The sequence below is a fragment of the Erysipelotrichaceae bacterium 66202529 genome, assembly GCA_017161075.1.
Classification (GTDB): Bacteria; Bacillota_I; Bacilli_A; order Erysipelotrichales; family Erysipelotrichaceae; genus Clostridium_AQ.
The window spans coordinates 1609570-1633554 of the sequence record CP046174.1; the positions used below are offsets into that span (position 1 = coordinate 1609570).

At 43.1% G+C, this 23985-nt stretch carries 18 protein-coding genes, 3 pseudogenes and 1 riboswitch; of the genes and pseudogenes, 17 read left to right on the forward strand and 4 right to left on the reverse strand.

The annotated features are described in order from the left end of the window. Positions 1-11: 11 nt before the first annotated feature. Positions 12-626, reverse strand: coding sequence for an ECF transporter S component (locus tag GKZ87_07585; protein ID QSI25355.1), 615 nt, complete (start codon positions 624-626; stop codon positions 12-14). An 83-nt stretch (positions 627-709) separates the two neighbouring features. Beyond that, a riboswitch (FMN riboswitch) is annotated at positions 710-825 on the reverse strand. 186 nt (positions 826-1011) lie between these two features. On the opposite strand from GKZ87_07585, the gene GKZ87_07590 reads away from it, so the two are divergent. Further along, positions 1012-1404 carry a hypothetical protein gene (locus tag GKZ87_07590; GenBank protein ID QSI25356.1) on the forward strand — a complete coding sequence of 131 codons (393 nt, stop codon included), beginning with the start codon at positions 1012-1014 and terminating at the stop codon, positions 1402-1404. 165 nt (positions 1405-1569) lie between these two features. Here GKZ87_07590 and typA read toward each other — a convergent pair whose 3' ends face one another. Continuing rightward, positions 1570-3405, reverse strand: a complete 1836-nt coding sequence (gene typA, locus GKZ87_07595; GenBank protein ID QSI25357.1) for a translational GTPase TypA — start codon at positions 3403-3405, stop codon at positions 1570-1572. Between the two features lie 127 nt (positions 3406-3532). Here typA and GKZ87_07600 point away from each other — a divergent pair, with 127 nt between their 5' ends. The 11 genes and pseudogenes from GKZ87_07600 to GKZ87_07650 all read left to right on the forward strand — a co-directional run bounded on the left by GKZ87_07600 (position 3533) and on the right by GKZ87_07650 (position 16181). After that, positions 3533-4846 carry a polysaccharide deacetylase family protein gene (locus GKZ87_07600; GenBank protein ID QSI25358.1) on the forward strand — a complete coding sequence of 438 codons (1314 nt, stop codon included), beginning with the start codon at positions 3533-3535 and terminating at the stop codon, positions 4844-4846. Between the two features lie 370 nt (positions 4847-5216). Then, a pseudogene (locus tag GKZ87_07605) lies at positions 5217-5468 on the forward strand (hypothetical protein). A gap of 670 nt (positions 5469-6138) precedes the next feature. Further along, entirely contained in the window at positions 6139-6894 is a 756-nt protein-coding gene (locus GKZ87_07610; GenBank protein QSI25359.1) for an esterase, read from the forward strand. A 212-nt stretch (positions 6895-7106) separates the two neighbouring features. Beyond that, complete coding sequence (locus GKZ87_07615) at positions 7107-8339, forward strand: MFS transporter (protein QSI25360.1); 1233 nt, start codon at positions 7107-7109, stop codon at positions 8337-8339. Positions 8340-8355: 16 nt separating this feature from the next. Then, positions 8356-9444: an ArsR family transcriptional regulator gene (locus GKZ87_07620; protein QSI25361.1), complete on the forward strand. Its 1089-nt coding sequence runs from the start codon at positions 8356-8358 to the stop codon at positions 9442-9444. Between the two features lie 302 nt (positions 9445-9746). After that, complete coding sequence (locus GKZ87_07625) at positions 9747-10154, forward strand: transcriptional regulator (GenBank protein QSI25362.1); 408 nt, start codon at positions 9747-9749, stop codon at positions 10152-10154. 71 nt (positions 10155-10225) lie between these two features. Continuing rightward, positions 10226-10513, forward strand: coding sequence for a hypothetical protein (locus tag GKZ87_07630; protein ID QSI25363.1), 288 nt, complete (start codon positions 10226-10228; stop codon positions 10511-10513). A gap of 801 nt (positions 10514-11314) precedes the next feature. Next, positions 11315-11848: a cupin domain-containing protein gene (locus GKZ87_07635; protein QSI25364.1), complete on the forward strand. Its 534-nt coding sequence runs from the start codon at positions 11315-11317 to the stop codon at positions 11846-11848. A gap of 13 nt (positions 11849-11861) precedes the next feature. Next, entirely contained in the window at positions 11862-13439 is a 1578-nt protein-coding gene (potA, locus tag GKZ87_07640) for a polyamine ABC transporter ATP-binding protein (protein QSI25365.1), read from the forward strand. 1 nt (position 13440) lies between these two features. Beyond that, positions 13441-14289: an ABC transporter permease subunit gene (locus GKZ87_07645; GenBank protein ID QSI25366.1), complete on the forward strand. Its 849-nt coding sequence runs from the start codon at positions 13441-13443 to the stop codon at positions 14287-14289. Further along, positions 14286-16181 carry an extracellular solute-binding protein gene (locus tag GKZ87_07650; protein QSI25367.1) on the forward strand — a complete coding sequence of 632 codons (1896 nt, stop codon included), beginning with the start codon at positions 14286-14288 and terminating at the stop codon, positions 16179-16181. Before GKZ87_07645 ends, GKZ87_07650 begins: the two co-directional genes overlap by 4 nt. Before the next feature lie 436 nt (positions 16182-16617). Here the strand turns inward: GKZ87_07650 and GKZ87_07655 are convergent, their stop codons facing one another. Then, the gene (locus GKZ87_07655; protein QSI25368.1) at positions 16618-17496 is read right to left on the reverse strand and encodes a LysR family transcriptional regulator; all 879 of its coding nucleotides are present in this window, start codon (positions 17494-17496) and stop codon (positions 16618-16620) included. Positions 17497-17589: 93 nt separating this feature from the next. Between GKZ87_07655 and GKZ87_07660 the strand changes: the two genes are divergently transcribed. Together GKZ87_07660 and GKZ87_07665 are read left to right on the forward strand one after the other, a co-directional pair. Then, entirely contained in the window at positions 17590-18153 is a 564-nt protein-coding gene (locus GKZ87_07660) for a chromate transporter (protein ID QSI25369.1), read from the forward strand. Further along, positions 18150-18701 (forward strand): chromate transporter, encoded by a 552-nt coding sequence (locus GKZ87_07665; protein ID QSI25370.1) that lies wholly within the window; start codon positions 18150-18152, stop codon positions 18699-18701. The genes GKZ87_07660 and GKZ87_07665 overlap by 4 nt, the downstream gene beginning before the upstream one ends. Positions 18702-18897: 196 nt before the next feature. On the opposite strand, the pseudogene GKZ87_07670 reads toward GKZ87_07665, so the two are convergent. Next, positions 18898-20643: pseudogene (locus GKZ87_07670) on the reverse strand (IS1634 family transposase). Positions 20644-20789: 146 nt separating this feature from the next. Here GKZ87_07670 and GKZ87_07675 point away from each other — a divergent pair. The 3 genes and pseudogenes from GKZ87_07675 (at position 20790) to GKZ87_07685 (ending at position 23768) form a co-directional block, all read left to right on the forward strand. Continuing rightward, positions 20790-21014: pseudogene (locus GKZ87_07675) on the forward strand (chromate transporter). Positions 21015-21152: 138 nt separating this feature from the next. Further along, positions 21153-22586, forward strand: coding sequence for a beta-Ala-His dipeptidase (gene pepD, locus GKZ87_07680; GenBank protein ID QSI25371.1), 1434 nt, complete (start codon positions 21153-21155; stop codon positions 22584-22586). 357 nt (positions 22587-22943) lie between these two features. After that, a complete protein-coding gene (locus GKZ87_07685) occupies positions 22944-23768 on the forward strand; it encodes a MerR family transcriptional regulator (protein QSI25372.1) in 825 nt (274 codons plus the stop codon). The last annotated feature ends 217 nt before the right edge of the window (positions 23769-23985 follow it).

Below are 23985 nucleotides of genomic sequence, written 5' to 3' on the forward strand. Positions count from 1 at the left end.
CCTTTTTTTATTTACTGCTTCTTTATCACAGGGGATACTTTTTTATAGGATAGAAAGACAACGATGCTGCAAAGGATGCCCTTCAGCAGATTAAACGGGGTGGTAGCCATCAGAACAAGTGCCAGCAGACCGTTGATATTTGGATTTACTGCATGACCGGCTGCGATAATCTGATCAAGTGGCCAGTTCATAAAAAAGGCATACGCCGGCAGCATAACAAAATAATTTAACAGACCGCCCAGAACGGTCATACAGATTGTACCTGTAATCAATCCATATAATGCGTGCTTTCTTGTTTTCTCTCTTTGATACATGAGGGTAGCCGGTAGTACAAAGGCAAGTCCAATCAGAAAGTTGGTAAGCTCTCCAACTCCCATAGTTATGGTTCCGCCGATAATCAGATTCAAAGCGATTTTCAATGCTTCAATGCAGACGGCAGCCCATGGGCCAAGGGCGAATCCTCCAATCAATACGATGACCTCATCAAATCCCAGCTTGTAAAATGCAGGGGCAAAGGGGAGAGGGATTTCAAACATCATGACCAGAAAGGCCAGGGCTCCCAGTATGCTGATTTTGGCGATGGTGTGAACACTCATCCTGCTTTTTGTTGAAACATATGCTGACATATACGATTCCTCCTGTCTCTGTCAGCCTTTTTTCAAAAGAAAAAAGGTTTTCAACAAAAACCTTTAGGGACATATCGAAAAAACTTTAACTTCTTTCATCCAGACTATACTGTCGCCACCGGAGTTTCACACGGTTCCTGCCTTTCGGCTTGCGGGGTTTACCGCCGATTGGGAATTTCACCCGACCCTGAAGTTTTTGTCGGGTATATCATAGCAGTCTTTTTGCAATTCGTCAACCAATATGCCTTATGCTGACAGGCATAAATAAACAGGAATCCATACAAACATGGGCTTTTTGTGTGATATTGTCGTAAAAGCACGGGAGGCGTGGAAATCGGAATTAGAACGTGATATAATATGTCACAATCGAAGGGAGTTTTGAGATATGAAATGGTTTCAGAATTTTATGCGTGGAAGAACAGGAGTGGATCAGCTGTCTTTTGCGATACTGATTCTGTATTTTGTAATCACCATTGTGGGTACCGCTTTCCGCATTCCATATATCACTTATGTGGCGTTGCTGCTGATCGTATGGTGTTGGTTTCGTATTCTGAGTAAAAATACGTATAAGCGGGCACAGGAAAATGCAAAATTTATGGGTAAAATTTATCCGATTCAGAATACATGGAGAACGAAGAAGCGTGAATTTCAGGATCGTAAGACTCATAAATATTATAACTGTCCAAACTGCAAGCAGCGCTTGCGTGTACCAAAGGGGAGAGGTACCATTACGATCACCTGTCCGAAATGTAAGACAAAATTTGATAAGCGTACGTAAAAGTACTGCCAAAAGGGTCCCTGTCCATAGCCTCAATAAAGGTAACGGACGAGGACTTCCCATGGCAGTTTTTTTATGAATCAGCGTATGTCCCTTGTCGAGCTTTTCAACTTCTTACCCTGCATCACGATATAGAAAAAACGCCATATCGGCGTTTTTGTTTTTTTACTTCACTTCATCCTGCACGCGTTCACGGTAATACTGACGGCGCTCATGCGGCTTCAGACCTTTTTTGCGTAAACGGATGCTGTCCGGCGTTATCTCCACCAGCTCATCGTCATTGATCCATTCCAGAGCTTCCTCTAGTGACATTTCTCTAGGAGGCGTTAGACGCATCGCTTCATCGTTTCCACTAGAACGTATTGCAGTCAGCTTCTTGTTCTTCAGCGGATTGACATCCATATCCACATTACGTGCAGATTCACCGATGATCATACCCTCATATACCTCTGTCTGTGGAGAGATAAAGAGAGTACCGCGCTCCTGCAGATTCCACAGGGCGTAGGTCATCGCACTTCCGGTTTCCGTAGAAATCATGGCGCCATTGGAACGCTGCGTAATTTCACCCTTGTATGGCGTATAGCCCTTGATACGGCGAACGAGAGTACCTTCTCCACGGGTATCATTGATAAATTCACTGCGATATCCCAGCAGTCCTCGGGTTGGTGCTTCATAGGTGATACGGCAGTAGCCGTTTTCTTCCACCATGTCCACCATGACACCCTTTCTTAGATTCAGCTTGTTGATGATAGTTCCGCTGTATTCCTCCGGAGCCAGAGCAACAACCTCCTCTACCGGCTCTACCGTCTTTCCGTTTTCATCCTTATGCAGAATGACCTCCGGCTTACTAACCGCAACCTCATAGCCTTCCCGGCGCATCTGTTCCAGCAGGACAGAGATATGTAATTCCCCGCGTCCGCTGACCTTGAAGCAGTCACCGCTGTCGGTTGGTTCAACCTTTAATCCAACATTGACTTCCAGCTCCTTTTCCAGACGCTCCTTCAGGTTTCGTGAGGTCACATATTTTCCGCTCTTACCGGCAAATGGTGATTTGTTGACGATAAAATTCATACTCAGGGTAGGCTCTTCGATATGAATACTTTCCAGCGGCATGATATGATCCTTTTCGCACAGCGTTTCACCGATCATGATATCCGGAATACCTGCGATTACCACGATATCACCGCTTCTTGCTTCCTTCACGGAAACACGGCTCAACCCGCGGTATACGAAAATTTGCGAGGTCGTGTTCGTACGCTCATGTCCAAAGGAATCACAGATAACAACACTCTGCTGTGCCTTTAACACACCCTGATAGATACGGCCGATTCCCAGACGCCCAATGTACTCATCGTAACCAAGGGCACTGATCTGCATCTGAAGCGGTTCCTCATCGAGATCCGGATATGCTTCACAATGCTTCAGAATCGTTTTGAACAGCGGTTCAATGGAATCACTTGGCGTATCCATATCATACTGTACGATTCCCTGCTTGGCGATACCATACAGGATTGGAAAATCAAGCTGTGCATCCGTGGCATTCAAATCCAGGAACAGCTCATACACCTCATCCACAACCTCCTGCGGACGGGCATCCTTTTTATCGATCTTGTTGATCAACAGAATCGGGCGAAGACCCATTTCCAGAGACTTGCTTAATACAAAGCGTGTCTGCGGCATCGGACCCTCACTGGAATCCACCAGCAGAATAACAGCATCAACGGTCTTAATGATACGTTCTACTTCACTGGAGAAATCCGCATGTCCAGGAGTATCTACAATATTGATTTTTACACCATCATGGATTACACTGCAGTTCTTGGAATAGATGGTGATACCACGTTCCCGTTCCAGATCATTGCTGTCCATAACACAGTCGACAACTTCTTCATTGCTGCGAAATACATCACTCTGACGAAGGAAGGCATCTACCAGAGTAGACTTTCCTGCATCGACGTGGGCAATGACCGCGATATTTATAATCTTTTCTTTTTCATTCATATTCAATTCCACCTTTTAGACCAACTATAATGATAATACGAAATCGAGGGAATTACAATTTTTTTCGCATAATAATGCATTATTTTCGCCTGTTTTTCCATATACTTGAAGGAGCAGGTGATAATTCATGAATGTAAGACGTATTGTATGCCCTTTCCTGTGTCTGCTGCTTTTATGCGGCTGTAATAGGAAGGAGCTGGATGAGAACAGAAATCCAAATCAGGAGATTGGAACGACCGTACAGGATATTCAATATAAGGATACCTATCTGGAAAGTATTATGTATCCGCAAACAGACATTGCCAAGCTGGATAAAAAAATCAAGGATATCGTAGACAGTTATCAAAAGCGTTTCCTGACTGCTGTTAAGCCATATAAGGAAAAACGAAAGGCGGAGTTTAATATCACCTGGCAGTCCTTCTATAAGGATGAGCGCTATGTTTCGATTAAGCTGATGATTTATCAATGCATCTACCAGAAGCAGGAGTTTGTGGAAACCATCGTGTATGATACAAAGAAGCAGGATTTTATCCATCTGTATGATATTTTTGATGCGAACAGGATTCAGGAGCTGTCCGCTAAGGCATCCGATTATTTTCAGAAGCGGTTCCCTTCGGAATGTGATAATGACCGCTTCCGCTCCCATATATCGGCAGTGGAGGAAAATTTCGACCGGTTTGTATTAAAAAAGGACAGAATGGTGTTTTATTTTCCTCAGGGTACGTTGTTTGATGAGGCAGCGAGCTTTGAGTGTGGCTATGATGTCTTCAAGGATGCGATGGATTTGAAGAAGGAAGCTCAGCAGACGATTGTTCCCTATGAGGATATTTTAAATGAGCCGGTAAAAAATATTGACCCGAAAAAGCCGATGATTGCGCTTACCTTCGATGACGGCCCAAGCAAGCGCTATACGCCTGCAATTCTGGATGTATTAAAGGAGTACGGAGCCAGTGCAACCTTCTTTGTCCTTGGCAGCAATGCGGATAATTTTCCGGATATCCTGCAGCGGATGGTGCTGGAGGGGAATGAAATCGGAAATCATACGTATTCGCATAAGCAGCTGACCACACTGTCAAAGGAAAATATAGAGGAGGAGATCATAGCGACGCAGGAATCCATTTATGATATTACCCACCGGTATCCGGATGTGATCCGGCCGCCCTATGGCAGTAAAAATAAGACGGTTATGGAATGTGCAAAGGGTAAGCGCATCGTGACCTGGTCACTGGATACCAGAGACTGGCATGACCGTGATGCGAAGGTCGTAGTGGAGCGCGTGCTTGAGCAGGTACAGGATGGAGATATTATCTTAATGCACGATTTGTATGCATCAACCGCAGCTGCAGTTTCAGAGCTGGTTCCACGCCTGCAGGAAAAGGGGTATCAGCTGGTAACGGTGTCAGATCTGTATACCTACAGCAAGCATGTGCGCCATTCCTGATTAAAGCAGGAAGCAGAAGGAGCAGAGCCATCGTAAGTGCATTTCCGCATGCGTATCAATCTAGCAGATGCTTTGCTTTATTAAGTATGCGTGTGCTTTATGTGTGAGTTATATGAAGCTTTATACACCCAAAATCAGCGGTATGCATATGGTACAGGCAGGGGAGGATTACAGATGTGCCGGTTGTAAAATCCGGAGAAATTCAGGTAATTCAGGAAAACAATCACCATGAAAACACAGCAGTTTCAGCAGGGAAGATCAGCGTATACGCAGCTGGTCTTTTTCATTTCTTTTCAGAAAGAAAAAAACACAAGGCTTTCAAATCTGTTTTATATATGGTATAATATACAAAAGAGAAAGCTGGGAATATATGAATTTTCTTGTGATATCCCCGCAATTTCCTGCGACAAACTGGAACTTCTGCGACCGATTGAAGCTCAACGGTATCAATACCCTGGGAATCGGTTATGTACCGTATGAGGAATTGCGGATCGAGGTCAGACATGCTTTGCAGGATTATATACAAATACAACAATCCCAATCATATGATGCTATGTTGCGTGCGGCAGCGTTTTTCATATATCGCTATGGCAGACTTCACGGCATAGAATCCTTTCAGGAGGCGAATTGCTTTGTGGATGCACGGCTGCGAACAGATTTTCATGTTACCAGCGGCAGCAGGATTAGTGAAGTGCAGCGGTATCTGGACATCGGTACACGGCGGGCATGGATGAAGGCTTGCGGTCTTCCTTTATTTCCGGCACAGCGTGCTGTCTCCAGGCAGCAGCTGATGCGGCTGATGGAGTCTGCAACGTCAATCTCTCTGTATACACCAGAGCAGGAACGACTGCGAGTATATCAGGATAAAGATAAGCTGCTACAGGCAGTCAATCTGTGTCACGACATGCTGCTGCCAGCGGAAAAGGAACCCCTTTATGTATGGGAGGCACTGCTGGATCATCAGGGGAATATCAGAATAGAGGCGATGCAATGCAATGGATTGGTTATACGGAAAGAGGAGAAAAAAGAGCTGTCAGTATTTGCTGAACAGGCATGTCTGCGCCTGACAAAAGCGGGATGGAGCTGCAGCTTTGTGCATATGCTGCTGGTAAAGCAACAAAACAGCTGGGCAGTCCTAGATATTCACACCGGCGCGGATTGCTGTCATCTGTTGCATGAAACACAGGATATATACCAGCTGTGGGCTGATTGCATATGTGAAGAAATGGAACAGGCATTAGACACACAGGAGCATTGAAGTGATGATGAGCGATAACAAGGAGGGTATGTTTATGAAAGTGGAGTATTATAAGGAATTTAGCCATGAGCTGAATCGGGACATGGAATTTAAGGTGTTTGGACACGCAGGGGTTCCCTGCCTGGTATTTCCGGCACAGGATGGACGCTTTTATGATTTTGAAAACTTCGGTATGATCGATGCCGCACATGAATATGTGGATGCCGGCAGAATTATGTTTTTCTGCTGTGACAGTATAGATCATGAAACATGGAGCTTTGAAGCTGGAAATCCGAGAGAACGTATTGAACAGCACGAACGCTATTATCATTACATTATTGATGAACTGGTGCCCCGCATACAGGAAATCAGTGTCTATGCCAACGGCGGCAAGGATGGACAGGGGATGATGACCTGCGGCTGCAGTCTGGGAGCCTTTCATGCATTGAACTTCTTCCTGCGCAGACCGGACTTGTTTAACCGTGTGTTATCAATGAGCGGGCTGTATCATGCGGACTACTTCTTCCATGATTATCATGATGAGCTGACCTACCGCAATTCTCCAAGTGATTATCTGCCAAATACGCCTTGTGATCATCCGTATATGGAGCTGTATCGCAATTCGGAAATCGTTTTATGCTGCGGACAGGGGGCCTGGGAGCAGGAAATGGAAAACAGCATGCATCAGATGGAAGCGATTTTTGCAGAAAAGCATATTGATGCATGGATTGATTATTGGGGATATGATGTTTCCCATGACTGGTACTGGTGGAAGAAACAAATCGATTATTTTCTGCAGTTTATGGTATAAGGGTCTGAATTTCAGATCCTTTTTTAATTAGGAAGCCATATTGCTTAATAGAAAGCCTGCATAGAAATCGGACAAATGATGTTCGTAATGCGTCATGAAAGCGTTACGCTACGGATGTGGTATATACTATTAGATATATATCTAATATATGGATTGACAATTATCTACTGTAGTTGTATTATATATATATCTAATAAAGGAGATAGATATACATGGAACAAGGATACCGTCAGATATTTAAGCAGAAAGAATATATGAAAATGACAGGGGCGAACTTTATCAACCGTTTGGGTGATTCGATTGATATGATTGCATTTACCTGGCTTGTCTATGAGCTGACAGGCTCTGCCAGCTGGTCTGCCGTTATGCTGGGAGTCAATATGATCCCCAATGTCATTGTACAGCCGTTTGCCGGTGCAGTTGTAGAGCGGATGGAGAAAAAAAAGGTGATGATTGTGTGCGATAGCTTGCGCGGTATTCTTACGGCTGCGATTGCTGTCTTGTATATGCTTTCTGTTTTACAGCCATGGATGCTGCTGTTGATTACGTTTCTTAATAATACACTGGAATCCTTTCGCAATCCTGCATCCACTGCCTTTACCCCGCTTATTCTGGATCGGGAATATTATGATTTCGGCCTTTCCTTCTCACAGTCATCCTCCCGGATTTGTGAGCTGGTTGGTACTGCTGCCGGCGGTATCCTGATCGCTGCAATCGGACTGCCCGGTGCAATCTTGACAGATGTAGCTTCCTTTTTCATCTCTGCTGCTATTATTTTCTGTATTCACAGTAAGGAAACAGCGCAAACGGAAAAAAGCGATTACCGAAAGAGTCTGCTGCTCATGAGGGAGGGCTTTCAGTATGTAAAGGGCCTGCCACTGCTGCTTGTGATTTGCGGCTGTGCTGCATTGATGAATATGCTGCTGGTTCCATATAATTCCTTTCAGGCACCGTATATCAGCGGTATTTTGCATCAGGGGGCAGATCTGTTATCCGTTTCCTCACTGGCGCTGTCCATCGGCATGGGCATCGGTGCCTTTGTCTATCCGTATCTTCAAAAGCATATCCACAACCGCACGCTTCTTCTGCTTGGCGGTGTTTCTACAGGCTTTTATTATCTGGCTCTGACACAGATTATTCATCTTTCAGGAACGATTCCCATTTACATCGCTATGGCGATTGCCGCTTTTCTGTTTGGCTGCTGTATAGCCGTTTTGATCAGTATTATCAGTATTTCTTTAATGAAGCATGTGGAGCAGGCCTATCTGGCCAGAGTCAGTGCGATTTTTAATGCCGTAGCCACCATCGCTATGCCCCTGACCTCCTTTGCGATGAGTGCGATCTGCCTGTATGTGTCTATCCCTGTGATATTCGCAGCCTTTGCTTTGTTTACTTTCCTGATATTTACTGGTATGATATTCCTGAAACAGCTGCGGGAGCTGTAAAAAGGAGATGGCGCGTGTGAAAATCCTGTTTAAAAACTGGTTTCAGCCAATGCTGGAATGCTGTGAGCTGCTGGAGGACAGTCTGCGTGAGGAAGGATTTGAGGATGCTTTGCGCGGGGAGCATTTACCGGCTGCGGATGAACAACGGGTGCGTTCACATATTACTGTGCTGATACGCATACGCACAGAAATGCGGACGGTATTTAACTCTGAATTTTCCCATATGCAATTTCTGTTTCAGGAAAAAAAGGCGAGTAAAATCACACCCTTTCACAGCTTTCTGATCAGTTATCTCAATATGCTGGAAACAGACTGGAAAATACAGCTGCAGGACTTGCGCAAGGTATGTGAACAGGATAAACTGTGTCTGATTCGATCCTATATCAGCAACTTCGATGAGGATAAGGATTACAAGGCTGCGGATAGTCAGCAGCTTCTTACAGATTTAGACGCCAGTGGTCTGGAGGTAGAGGATAAATGGGAGCTTTGGATGCGGGCACAGAATATGATGACAGTGCTGGATGAATGGGAGGCCCTGTTTCAGAATCTGCTTCCTATTTTGAAGCGGTATCATAAAGAGTATGCGGAGGCTGCCTCTTTGTTTCAGGATATGTGCGGCAATGACGGTGAACAGCTTCAGGAGCTGATGGAGCTTACCGGCATAAAATTGGATGCGGTTTTAGAATCCGAGGAAATACTTGTATTACCAACCTTTGCCGGATTTCGATCATTGTCTTTTCTCACACAGGAGCTTCGTGAAGACGGACAGGCAACACTGATCTGGGGACTGGATATACTGCCGCTGCTCAAGCATAAAAAGGCTGGAATTTCTATAGATACGATTTGCAGCAGCTTAAAGCTGCTCAGTGATAAAAGCAAGTTTGATATTCTTTGCTTTGTATCCAGACAAAGTGCTTATGGAGCACAGATTGCAAAGGAGCTTCAGCTTACAACACCAACAATTTCCTATCATATGCAGTCCCTGATGAATGCCGGCTTTATAAAATTTCGTAAGGAAAACAACCGATTGTACTACTCTCTCAATCGTGCCTATCTAGAGGAATTTCTGGAAATGACTAAGCAAAAGCTGCTATCTAATTCCTAGTAAAATGCTTCACATATTTTCACGTATTTCAAACATTTTTTATACAAATAAATATCATATACTATTACACGAGCAAGGAAGTTAACCTTGCTTGTATGTACTCATCATTCTCCCTAATGATAATTCATACAATTTTCTATCCCCTTAAATAACATAATTTTTGGAAAAGCCGGAACCCCTTAACCGGCTTTTTCCATTTTTTCTGTACAGAAACCGTTTTTTTATTAAATCTGTCAAGTTATGGCTGTATTGTTGCGTAAATTTCACATTTTTGATAGGATGTACACAAGAGGTGTTGAGCTATGAAGGTTACAGGATATATGGATCCGTTGACATTAAGCATTGATATTGCCCAGGAAAGAGAAAAGGCACTTGTTCTATGGGAAATGGAGAAGCGGAAAAAACGTCTGGAGGAGCTGTGTGCAGCAATTTCATCAATGACAAAACACAGTATCATGGAGCAGTTGGATGAGCTGATTACTTTGGGTCTGGTTTCCCGCGTTGTCCATGTACGGAAAAAGCCTACCATGATTGAATATGCGCTTACCAACCGTGGAGCCATGCTGTTAAAGTGTCTGCGCAAAATGATGGATGTCGGAATCGGGATTATGATGGATTATCATATGGAGGAGGTTCTGATACAGGAGGGCTATATCGAACGGGTGGAGGATGAAGATGAACAGTATAAGGAAGCACTGCAACAGGATTAACTGTGCAGTGTTTTTACTTGTTACATATATTTTGTAACAATATGACCTATACTATCCTTGAGGTGATAGAAATGGCATATCTTTCATTTCCGGATTTTATGGAACGGAAGCGGTATCGGTTTCAACACAGATTATGGGAAGGGGATCCAATGTATCGCTGTAAGCTCTGGAAAGCACACCGGCAGGAATATGCGAGGGTCTGCCGGTTTGGCAAATATGCCAGTGATGTTAGGGTGCTGGACGATGAGGTGATTGCGTATGAACGCCGTATTCTTGAGGTGAGGAGAAAAAGCGGTTTATTGAGTGATCACGAGTACGTACAGCTGCAGGAGGAGCTGCTGCGGCAGTTTCCTCTGTAATACCTGCTGTTACACCCATGAATAAAAAAAGCCACGCAATGGTGGCATGCCGCAAATATACTGCCTAGGTATCTTTCCGTTTTTCATGGGCGGCAACAGGTTCATTATAGATGGAATTTATGGGCTTTGTAAAGCGGTTCAGCATAAGTTTATCTGCACTTATGAAAAAATTCATGAATCATTTATATCGGTTAGATCCTATGCGGCTTGCACATGGAAACAACATTATACTCTGTAGAATTTCTATACAGAAATACCGGCATTGCTTATAAACCCTGTTGGATTTTCTATATAGAGATAGCTGTTTAGCTTTTGCGGGGGGCAAGGACCTGTTAAAACAAGAATGCAGTATTTGAAGGTTCAAATAACCGGGAATTGATAGGGGATATGGAGGAAGGCTGCTTACAAAATTAAGTCTATGGTGTAAGAACAGAACAAGAAAAAAGGCGCTAGGGATACGCCTTTTTTCTTAATACAATAAATTATTAAGGGGATAGAATGTATAGAAAATAATTAGGGGAGTTATTTTCTATCTAGGCGAAGAATATCTTTGCCCACAGTTACTATAATAAAAAGATATAGTTAAAAGATATGTAAATTGTGTGAAAATATGTGATTGAATTGGAATATTTTCTGTTTTCCAATGGAAACCTTTTGGCTTTTTGTATCTACTAAACAAAATGTTTAAAATATTAAACTTTTTTTCTGCAGACTATTGCATATGCTTCATTTTATGTTATAATCATCCTGTTTCAAATATGATACGCAAAGTTTAGTATTACTAAACAAAGGGAGGTATGTATGGATATCGGTCAGAAGATAAGGCAGTTACGAACACAGAATGATCTAACTTTGGAAGAACTCGCGTCGCGCAGTGAACTAACGAAGGGCTTTTTATCGCAGGTTGAACGAAACCTTACATCCCCTTCAGTTTCCACTCTGGAAGATATTTTAGAGGCGCTGGGTACGGATCTGGCGTCTTTTTTTAAAGACAGTAAGGAAAACAAGGTCGTATTTAAAAAGGAAGATTATTTCGTTGATGAGCATGAGGAATATTGTATTCACTGGATCGTGCCCAACGCACAAAAAAATGAAATGGAGCCGATCCTGCTGGAAATTTCCCCGCAGGGAAGCAGTAAGGAATTTGATCCGCATGACGGTGAGGAATTCGGCTATGTGCTGGAAGGCAGAATCACGCTGGTGAACGGAGATAAGGAATATCCGGTCAAAAAAGGGGAAACCTTTTATATCAACGGAAAATACCGGCATTATTTGAAAAACAACGGGAAAAATGAAGCGCGGGTATTGTGGATCACCACTCCGCCGCTGTTTTAAGGAGGCGTAAGCTATGGAAGAGAAAAAGCTGATTCAGTTTCAGAACATTGTGAAGGATTTTGACGGAACACTGGTACTGAAGGGAATCAATCTCGATATTTACGAGAATGAATTTGTGACGCTGCTTGGCCCAAGCGGCTGTGGAAAAACAACACTTCTGCGTATTCTGGGAGGTTTTTTAAGCCAGAGCGAGGGGAATGTGATCTTTGATGGGGAGGATATCACCAATGTACCGCCATATAAAAGAGAGCTGAATACCGTCTTTCAGAAATATGCATTGTTTCCGCATATGAATGTATATGACAATATCGCCTTCGGATTGAAAATCAAGAAGATGAGTAAGGATGTTATTGAGCAGAAGGTATTGAAGATGCTGAAGCTGATCGGTCTGGAGGGCTATGAGAAAAAGGATGTTACGCTGTTATCCGGTGGTCAGCAGCAGCGTATTGCGATTGCCCGTGCGCTTGTCAACGAACCAAAGGTGCTGCTTCTGGATGAACCTTTGGGGGCATTGGATCTGAAGCTGCGCAAGGAGATGCAGTATGAGCTGAAGAAGATTCAGCAGGAGGTAGGCATCACCTTTATCTATGTTACTCACGATCAGGAGGAAGCCCTGACGATGTCGGATAAAATCGTCGTCATGAAGGATGGAGAAATCCAGCAGGTGGGAACACCGACGGATATTTACAATGAGCCGGAGAACCGCTATGTTGCAAATTTCATCGGAGAAAGCAATATTATACCGGGTGTCATGCTGGATGATTATCAGGTGATGTTTGACGATATCAGCTTTGACTGTGTGGATTTCGGCTTCAAGAAAAATGAAAAGGTGGATGTTGTCATTCGTCCGGAGGATCTGGATATTGTGAAGGAAGAGGACGGAAAAATGACAGGCATCGTGAAAAGCGTGCTGTTTAAGGGCGTGCATTATGAGATCATGGTAGAAACGGTTCCCGGAACGACGGTAACTGTCAGGATGAATGTCACAGAGGAGCATGATGTTGCCAGCAGTGATGCGAAGGAGCGTATTTCCGCTAATGACTTCTATGTGGATATCGAGGATGTAAAGGAGCTAAACGATGCGGAAATCATCGCCCGTGCCGATGCGCAGGCCTGGAGTCCGCAGGATGATGAATATATTTCCATTAACAAGATTGAATACGATATACCAGAGGAAATCGGTACGTATCCGGTAACCTTCTCCACCAGCTCTGGAACGAGTGTTTCCATTAAGGTGTTTGTCGTGCAGCAGAAATATGTGGAGAATCCTAAGGCGAACGAAGCAATTTCCGCGTTTAATTTCTTTAAAACGGTGGATGAATTAAAGGAAAGTGCTGCTATTGATACCGATTTGAAAACCTGGGCAAATGCGCAGAGCTGGAAGCTGAGCGATGAAAGTGATGTGGAAATTTCCAGTGTGGATTATGATTTCGATCCGGATAACATTACTGCGGGTACCTATCAGGTAACCTTCTCTACCCAGGGTAGGGAATTCAAGGTTCATACAACGGATATTGCTGAGGAAGGAGCCGAAGTGGGTCTGAGCTTCTATCCGGAGGATATCCATGTCATGAGCAAGATGGGCTACTGAAATGAAGACCTTTAAGCGGTTAACGTATCCATATATTATATGGATCATAGCTATGATTGTCATTCCGATGCTTCTGATTATCGTGTATGCCTTCACGAAGCAGGGAAACGATGTAGCTACGCTGCAGTTTACGCTGGAGCATTTTAAAAAATTTTTTACAGACCCTGATTTCTTAAAAACATTGTGGCTGTCCCTGCGGATTGCCCTTATGACGACGATTCTGTGTGTGCTGATTGGCTACCCGGTAGCCTATGCGATCTCCCAGTCCAGCAAGCGCAATTTATTGATTCTGCTTGTAACGCTGCCGATGTGGATCAATATGCTGGTACGTACGTATGCATGGATCGGTATTCTTGCGGATAACGGATTGATCAATCACATCCTGACCTATTTCGGTATGGAGCCTGCAAAGCTGCTGTATACGGATGGTGCGGTGGTGCTTGGAATGGTGTACAATTTCATCCCGTTCATGATTTTGCAAATTGAATCCTCACTTGCTAAGATGGATCGCTCACTGCTGGATGCGGCAAACGATCTTGGCGCAAACCGATTCGAGCGTTTCCGTAAAATCACCTTTCCGTTATCTCTGCCGGGTGTCATATCCGGTATCACCCTGGTGTTTCTGCCCTCTGTTTCCAGCTTCGTCATTCCCAAGCTGATGGGCGGCGGTGGTTACATGATGATCGGAAATGTCATTGAAAACCAGTTTATCACCGTTGGTGAGTGGAATTTCGGAAGTGCGATTTCCATGATTATGGCAGTGATCATCATGATCAGTATGTATGTGACGCGGCGTCTGGATAAGGGAGATGACAGCGTACGTGCAAAACGGGGAGGGAATGTGCAATGAAAAACAGCAAGCTCTCCAGAAGAGTCATCCTCGCTTTGGTGATGGTGTTCTTCTATTTCCCAATTTTATATATGTTGATTTTCTCTTTTAATGGCAGTCGTTCCCTGACCAGCTTTGACGGCTTCTCCCTGCAGTGGTATCACAAGATGTTTAATGACCGCAATATGATGGAGGCCATTTATTACACACTCGTTACCGCAGTGGTGGCGACCTTTGTTTCTACCATTGTGGGAACGATTACTGCCATCGGTTTAAGCAAATCCCGCCGCATTGTGCGGGAGGTTGTCCAACAGATCAATGATCTTCCGATTATGAACCCGGAAATCGTGACGGCTGTGGGACTGATGCTGTTTTATGTGTCTTTGCATATGGAAAAGGGCTTTTTGACGATGCTGCTGGCACATATTGCATTTTGTACGCCGTATGTGATTTTAAGTGTCATGCCGAAGCTGCGGGGATTAGACCCCAATCTGGCAGAGGCGGCGATGGATTTGGGCGCAAGACCGACCCAGGCGATGTGGAAGGTCATCGTACCGCAGATCATGCCGGGCATTGTTTCCGGTGCACTGATTGCCTTTACCATGTCCTTTGATGATTTCATCATTTCCTATTTTGTGACCGGTAACGGTGTAAAAAATATTTCCACACTGGTATGGACGATGAGCAAGCGGATCAATCCTAGTATCAATTCTCTGTCCACGCTGATTGTTATCATGATCACGGTCACCCTGCTGATTGTGAACATTGTACCGATGGTGCGGGAAAAGGCTGCCCGCAATAACAAGCCAATCTCTTATAAGGTGAGCGGTATTATTGGCATGTGCTTTGTTCTGGTAATCGGCGGTCTGCTGTTTGCGTTAAAGGGCGGTGTCGGCAATACCTCTACAGAGGATGCGATTGCGAAGTATGGCAGTGATACCCTGAAGGTGTATAACTGGGGCGAATATATGGATCCGGATGTCAATGCAGCCTTTGAAAAGCAGTATGGTGTCAAGGTAATTTATGACACCTTCGATTCCAATGAGTTAATGTATACGAAGCTGCAGGGCGGTGAAAGCTATGATGTCATTGTCCCGAGTGATTATATGATTGAGCGTCTGATGGGCGAAGAAAAGCTGCAGCCGCTGGATAAAAGTGTTGTGACCAACCTAGCAGTTCTGGCAGATGGAGTGAAAGGACTGAGCTATGATCCGGATAATACGTATTCCGCTCCGTATTTCTGGGGAACGGTGGGAATTGTCTATAATAAAAAGAATGTGGACAAGGCCGATCTGGAAAAAGAGGGCTTCAACATCTTCCAGGACCAGAAATATAAGGGAAGACTGTATCTGTACGATTCCGAGCGTGACAGCTTTATGATGGCATTGAAGGCACTTGGCTATTCTATGAATACCTCCAGTGAAAAAGAATTAAAGGATGCCTATGAATGGCTTGTGAAATCTGTATCTACCATGGATCCGGAAATTGTGACGGATGAGGTTATTGATGCGATGATCAATGGCAATAAGGATTTGGCTCTCGTGTACAGCGGAGATGCTGCCTTCATTTTATCAGAGAATGAGGATATGGATTATTTCATGCCGAAGGAAGGTACTAATTTATGGAGCGATGCTATGGTGATTCCAAAGGATGCCAAAAATCCAAAGCTTGCGAATGAATATATCAATTTTGTACTGGAGTATGAGCAGAGTATGAAAAATTCACTGTTTGTCGGCTATGCTTCCAGCAATGGTGAGGTTCTGGATGAGCTGAGCGGTAAGGATGGGGAATTTTATGGCAACAGTGCTTATCTGCCGCGTGTCGGCTATCCAAAGGATGAAATCTTTGAATATAATGCAAAAACGAAAAAGCTGATTTCAGATTACTGGACAAAGGTGAAGATTGCGAAATAGAGGTGGATTTCATGAAAAAGACGATTTACCGCATCGTTGTTATTATGGTTGTTGCAGTTATGGTTCTGTTATCCGTTCTGCAATTTTGATAGCTGGCGGTATCTGAATACTGTGTTCACTATGATATAAGATGAAATTGAGTACTTAATATAAAAAAAGGAGTCAACCATCAGGACAGAATTTGTCCGATACGGATGGCTCCTTTAATGTTTGCTGGAATATGCCGGGAAGTGAGTCGGTATTGCTGTAACCTTCATCAGAAGCATAGGAGGATAAAGGATAGCTCATATAAAACCACTTCATATGCGTGAAAAATTATGTAAAAGGAAGAAAAGGCAGTACGCTTTTGAAAGAACTTGTAAGGTTTTAAATACCATAATGGCATAGAACGGCTATACGGATATCTAAATAGAGAAAAGAATACCTGAACAAAATATCAAGAAATATCGTTGTTCTCTGCCAGCTTTAACAGCTCCTGCATAGGGGCATTCAGGTGCTTATGCTTCTTATAAACAATATGATTTACATTTATAAGCTGTAATTGTGGCAGCTTGATTTCACATAACAGCTGCTGCGACAGCTTTTTTCTTACCATATGCTCTGGCAGAATAGCGATACCAAAGCCTTCCTGCGCTCCCTTCATGAGGACAGTGGAGTTTGTTGATGTCCATGCTGCATCCACACAGAGATCATGCAGCAGCATGACACTGTCGAAGGTTTCCCGGATCGCACTTCCTTTTTCCCGTAACAGCAAAGGAAGAACCGCCATATCCTGCAAGCTATTAACAGCGTGCTCTTTGTAAAATGCAGGACTGCAGACCGCTTTTAATTCATAAGAGGAAATTTTCTGGACGATTAGCTGATCATTTTGAATAACACCTTCTAAAAACGCAATATCGATGGCATGCTGCTGCAGCTGTTCTAAAATTGCAGAGGTACTGGCTATAGAAAGTCTGATCTGCAGCAGCGGATACTTACTTTGCAGCTGCTGTAACAGCGGACATAGCTGTTCATTTGCTATTGTGATACTGGAGCCGATTCGCAAAACAGAGCTTTCCTGCAGTATGGCAGCCTTCTGCTTCATAGTATCGTACAGCTGCAACAGCTGCTGCACCTGGTCAAGGAATTGCTCTCCCTCCGGGGTTAGAATCGTTTTTTTCGGAAAACGTTCAAACAATGCAAGATGCAGCTCCAACTCCAGCTCCTGTATTGCTTTGGAAACAGCAGGCTGTGTCATGAACAGCTTCTGTGCAGCACGTGTAAAGCTCTTTTCTTCTGCCACTGTTTGAAAAATACGGAATCTGCGAATATCCATATTCACCTCCATAACCAAATGGTTATCTATCTTATAAAATAATATGATTTTATTTATCTATTGTCAAATGCTATGATAAACAAGGTGATATATATGAAGAAAAAGAACGATTTGGTATGGCTGTTTGGTATCAACCTGTTTATCAGTGCCTTTACCTTTGGGGGCGGTTATGTGGTTATACCGATGATAAGAAAATATTATGTGGAGAAAAAAGGGTACTTTGATGAAGACGAGCTTATGAAAATAGCAGCGATTGCGCAATCCTCACCAGGGGCAATCGCAATCAACATGGCTGCCCTGGCCGGCTATCGCGTTCAAGGAAAACGCGGGCTGCTGCTTAGCTGTATAGCAGCTATTCTGCCGCCGTTGGTAATTCTGGCTGCTGTATCATCCCTGTACTCTGTGATTCGTGACAACACGATTGTTCAAGCTGCGCTGCATGGTATGGAAGCAGGCGTTGCTGCGTTGATTGTGAATTTGATTGTGGATATGTATGCAATGATATGGAAAGAAAAGGAGCTTTTTTTCACACTTATGACACCGTGTGTCTTTCTGTTGAATTTCTTCTTTGAAATCAATGTGGCAATATTGATTATCGCTTGTGCCCTGTTCTGTATGCTTCGCGTTTACTGGAAGACAAGGAGGATACCGGCATGATATTATGGAAATTGTTCTATGCCTTCTTTACGATAGGACTATTCAGTATCGGAGGCGGTTATGCCATCATCCCCATGATACGTGATCAGGTCGTCATGCAAAATCACTGGCTCAGTGTACAGGAATTTCGTGATATTATAACCATATCACAAATGACACCGGGTCCACTTGCGGTCAATACCTCAACCTTTGTTGGTATGCGCGTCGCTGGTGTTTTCGGTGCTCTTGCGGCAACCATTGGATGTATTTTTATGGGAGTTCTCATATCCTGTTTCCTGTATCATATCTTTCAACGCTTTGCATCATCTCGAATATTTATAGAAATCCTAAAAGGATTAAAGGCAGGATCCTTGGGGCTTATTATGTCGGCTGCTGCAATTATATTATCCCTTGCTTTTTTCAAAAATGGGAAAGCGGCACTGACATCCCTGCAGCTTTCCGCGATTGTCATCTTTCTGATAGTTCTGATTATCGAACGAAGATGGAAGGTGAACCCGGTAACGCTGATACTTTTTTCCGGTCTACTTGGAAGTCTTGTTTATGCATGAGTGTTATCCCTGCATGGTAAAAGACATCTTTACAATTCGCTTCACTTGTGTTGTATTCTGATCGTTTTACAAGCATGCAGGGGGGATTTAACTTCCTAAATGTGGTACAATCCCGTCTTTAACACTTGATAAAGAAAAAAATGTCCCTAAACGCTTTAAATAAGCGAGTTTCGGACATTTTTCTAATTGTATCGAATTATCGTAATTTATCTCTCATCTTACTACACTTGATAATATTTCTCATTTTTGTTTTCTTAATAATCTGAGTATCTGTGCGGAATCCGAATAGATTATGTAGCTCATCTGTTAGATCAGTTCTCTTGTAAGTCGGGATATAACCATATCCTTCTAACTCGCAAACATTCATTTGTCTCAGGGTATCTAGTATTGTTTCTACCGTATATTTGTTCTCAAGCTTTTTTTTCTAACAGTCTATAGACGAGAAGTGCTAGGAAACATGTCAGAAAATGTGCTTTGATACATTCTTCTAAACGAACATATACCGGTCTAGCTTCAAAATCTGTTTTCATGATCCTGAAACATTCTTCGATCTGCCATCTTCGCTGATTGATTGCGATAATCTCAGATACATCACCATCTAAATCTGTAGTAACTGCGTAGAATCCGTCATACATCGCTTCCTGATCAATGATTTCTTGATTCAATTCACAAAAGATTTCACTCGCTGCTTCACCATTCTCCGTTACTGCTGTCGTTCTTATGAATCTTGCTGGATCATTTGGATTTTTTCTGTTCTTCTTTGGCTTACCACCTTTCCCGATCATTTTCATAGCACGTTCTATCTGTGCTTGTCTGATTTTAGCTTGATATGCCCTATATTTAGGGAATACGTCACAATCAATGTTTCTGAGATTTTGGTACCTTCGATAGGTATCGATTTATAGTAAATAGAATTGTACACCTCTTTGTCCGTTTCATCCAGACTGTTCAGATTGATAAACCGATTGCTGCCAAGTTTTCTATACTGATTTGGATCCAATGCAGTGGAACGTACTTCTTTCTTTAATTTCTTAAGAGACTGTGTAATGATATAAGCTCTGCCATTTGTATCATTTAAAAGTTTATTGTTTTGTGATCCAAGACCACTATCAGAACAGTAAATGAACTCACTACATCCAAACTCACGAATCACCTTTTGTTCAAGGGGGTTTAGGGTCTTTAGTTCATTCTGATTTCCTGGATAAAGGTCAAAGGCTAGAGGAAAACCATCCGCATCCATGAACAGCCCCATAGCAATGATAGGGTTAGGACGATGTTCTTTCCCTTTACCATATTTCTTATCACCATCCTCCTGAGTTATCTCAAAGTAATAATTCGTACAATCATAATAGAGGATTTTTGTATTCCGCTTGTGGATGAAATTGCTATTGCGGTATACCTCGGCCTGAATATAATCAGATTCACTAGCTAAGATGGGCAAAGAGCGGTAAATGTGGTGTAAATCATATTTGGGCTGCTCCAAGAGAGATTGAGCGAAGTTATAAGAACTTCGTTTGCTGGAAGGATATAGTATACGAGAATAGATAAGATCAGAGAAGATAGCTTTTAGATCAAATTCATATTTATGGCGATTTTTGATATTTCTGCACATATTGTCAATGCGTAGATCTGCGAGGATAGATTGAAGAAAGAGATAACCGCAGTTAAAGGAGTGCTGAGTGCCTTTTTCAATCAATTGATTAGGAGAAAAGGGGATAGAAAGGATCTCGTTTTCCTTGTTGTATTTTTCGGTATCTAACCTAGCTTGTTCTTTTGCCCAAGCCATGACACCGTTACGATCAGTGTCAAGTTTTTGAGATAACTCCTTCAAAGTACCTAACTTTCTGTAAATTCTAGAGGTGCTCTTACCATTTTCATCGATATAAGCGAAGTTGATATAGAAGGATTCAGAGTTTTTAGATTTAGAAGTTGTAACACGCATGATATCACCTACTTGATAATATTATATCATAGAATACGATATAATACTATATATAAATACATAAAAATTGACAAAAAATCTATAAAAAAAGACTTTAACTAAAGCCTAATTTGATTTCTATGATTTTTACAAGTGTTAAAGACCCGATCCTAAAAGGATTAAAGGCAGGATCCTTGGGGCTTATTATGTCGGCTGCTGCAATTATATTATCCCTTGCTTTTTTCAAAAATGGGAAAGCGGCACTGACATCCCTGCAGCTTTCCGCGATTGTCATCTTTCTGATAGTTCTGATTATCGAACGAAGATGGAAGGTGAACCCGGTAACGCTGATACTTTTTTCCGGTCTACTTGGAAGTCTTGTTTATGCATGAGTGTTATCCCTGCATGGTAAAAGACATCTTTACAATTCGCTTCACTTGTGTTGTATTCTGATCGTTTTACAAGCATGCAGGGGGGATTTAACTTCCTAAATGTGGTACAATAGCATAGAACGATGGAGGTAGATGAAAATGGAACATATCTTGAATCACGAACTGGCACATCAGAAGTATTTTGAAGAAATGACAGCAATTCCGCACGGCTCTTATCAGGAGCAGGCATACAGCAATTATCTGGTGGAATTTGCGAAAGCGCATAATTTAAGGTATATACAGGATGATATGTATAATGTAATCATGTATAAGGCAGCTGCAGCGGGCTACGAGGATCATGCTCCAGTCATTTTACAGGCTCATATGGATATGGTTTGTGAAAAAAACAACGATACGGTTTTTGATTTTGAAAAGGATGCTCTGCAATTATATGTAGAGGATGGCTTTTTGAAAGCGAAAGGGACAACACTCGGTGCTGATGACGGAGTCGGTGTAGCCTATATGCTTGCACTGCTTGAGGATTCATCAGCCAAGCATCCACCTTTGGAATGTGTATTCACTGTACAGGAGGAGGTTGGACTGTATGGTGCGATGGCTTTGAAAAAGGAATACTTTCAGGCAAAGCGGATGATCAATCTGGATGATGGTGGAGAAAATGCAACGTGTACGACAAGTGCGGGTGGTGTAAATGTCATCATGAAAAAGGAACGTATACTTGTTCCATGTAACGGTAGTGGATACCAGATCAGTATTTCCGGTCTGCATGGCGGACATTCTGGTGGAGAAATTGATAAGGAGCATGGAAATGCGAATAAGCTGCTTGCCAGAGTACTGTATACCTTACATCGAAAATACGGTATACAGCTTAGCTGGATTCATGGCGGTATCAAGGACAACGCCATTCCAAGAGAAGCGGCTGCTGCCTTTATTTGCCAGGCGGATATGCAAACGGTGACAGCTTGTGTGCAGGAAATGAAGACGATTTTCCAGGCAGAGCTTGAATTCAGCGATGCTGGTGTGGATGTACAGGTACAGGAGGTCGCTGTTGACGGTGTGTTATGCATTGAGGATAGCGAGGAGGTAATCACCCTGTTAATGACACTGCCAAACGGTCTGCGCCATCATTCCATGCATATAGAAGGATTGAGCACGGCATCGAGCAATATTGGCGTTGTCGCTACACAAAAGGATTGGATACTGATCAATGCTTCCCTGCGTGGTGCCATGGAATCCTATGTAGATACGCTGGCGATGGAAATGGAGGCACTTGCGGAGGTATTCGGCTTTTCCTGTGAACAGGAGGCACGCTATCCGGCATGGAGTTATCGTGCAGAGTCACCTATGCGGGAATGTCTGCAGGAGGTGTGCCAGAAGGTTCTTAACAAAGAGCTGCAGCTGGTGGCAGTGCATGGCGGCCTGGAATGCGGCGTATTCAAAGCCATGGATGAAGCTATGGACATCGTAACCATGGGGCCGAAAATGAAGGATATTCATACACCGCAGGAGGCACTCGATCTGGCATCCTTTGATGCGACCTTCCAGCTGTTGAAAGCCTATCTGGAAGCACTCTAAGCGACTTGTAGCCTTACAAAGCGGCATATGTTTCATATGCTGTTTCCCTGGAGTATAATCTGGTAAAAAAGCATGGCTTAAATCATCTCGGTATGGTTTAAGTCTGTTTTTATTATGATATAAGATTTTTTACAGCGCTGTTATATAAAATTATCATGAAAGCCACTTATGGCAACCTAGTGAATTTCTTATTTCTGTATTGCCAGTTAGGCTCATAGATACTGCAATTACGAAAGCTGTTTTCATAAAAGTAAAACGGAATACGGGATCATGAAGGGTTAGAAACGGCTTGACTCGTCCCTGGGGGAATAGTGTAAACTGATTGCGTAGAAGAAATATCAGGAAAGGGGATTTGGTATGCTTACGATAGGTGAATTTTCAAAAATATGCAAGGTATCAACAAAGACACTGCGTTATTATGAGGCGATTGATCTTTTGAAACCGGCATGTATCAAGGCGGATAGCGGTTATCGGTATTATACGATTGATCAGTTGAAGAGCATGCTGTTCATCAACCGTATGAAAGCATACGGCTTTTCTCTGGATGAAATCCGTACCCTTTTGAAATGGGAGGAGCTGCAGGAGCATGAGCTGCTTAGTGAGGCGATGCAAAGCCGCAGAGAGCTTTTACAGCAGCAGATCGAATGGATGCAGCAGACGCTTCATGAGCTCGATGAGGATGTGGTGTCCTTACGAAATAAAAAGGATGTTATGTCCTATCTGGATGACATTGATATACAACTGGTAGAGGAGCCGATGATGTTTTTATTATCCACGCGCTGTATGGTAAATATGGAGGATTGCGCAAAGGGCTATCAGCAATTTTATGCACCACTGTTTGATGTGATAGAACAGCAGCGGCTTACTATATACCGGGCGCCGCTGTCTATGTATCACAGCAAGGAATATCAGGAGGAGGGCTTCGATATGGAATTTGCCATTCCGGTAAAGGAACGGGTAAAAGGAACCCGTGATTTTTCACCGGGGCTGTGTATCCGCACAGTATGCAAAGGCTCCTATCACCAGATCCCGTCTATCTATGCACGCCATCAGGCATGGATGGAACAGGAGGGCTATGCATACCGGCTTCCTCCCTATGATGTATACATCACACATCCGGATGAGGTTTCCTGCATGGAGGATAATATAACAGAAATCTATTCGCCGATCGTGAAACGCTGATACAAGCAACGGCTGTTTTTCACAGTCATTGCCCTTGTATGAAAGCACATATCCTACGGGAATGGATTTTTATCTCACAGCTTAAACACCGACCGTAAGAGTAACCGTTATATCTTACGGTTTTTTTTAGTATAGCTTTCTGTAAAAGGCTTACATTCTTACGATTTACATAAGCTGATGAATTTTACGAAATTCTTTGCTTCAACTTCTAATGCTT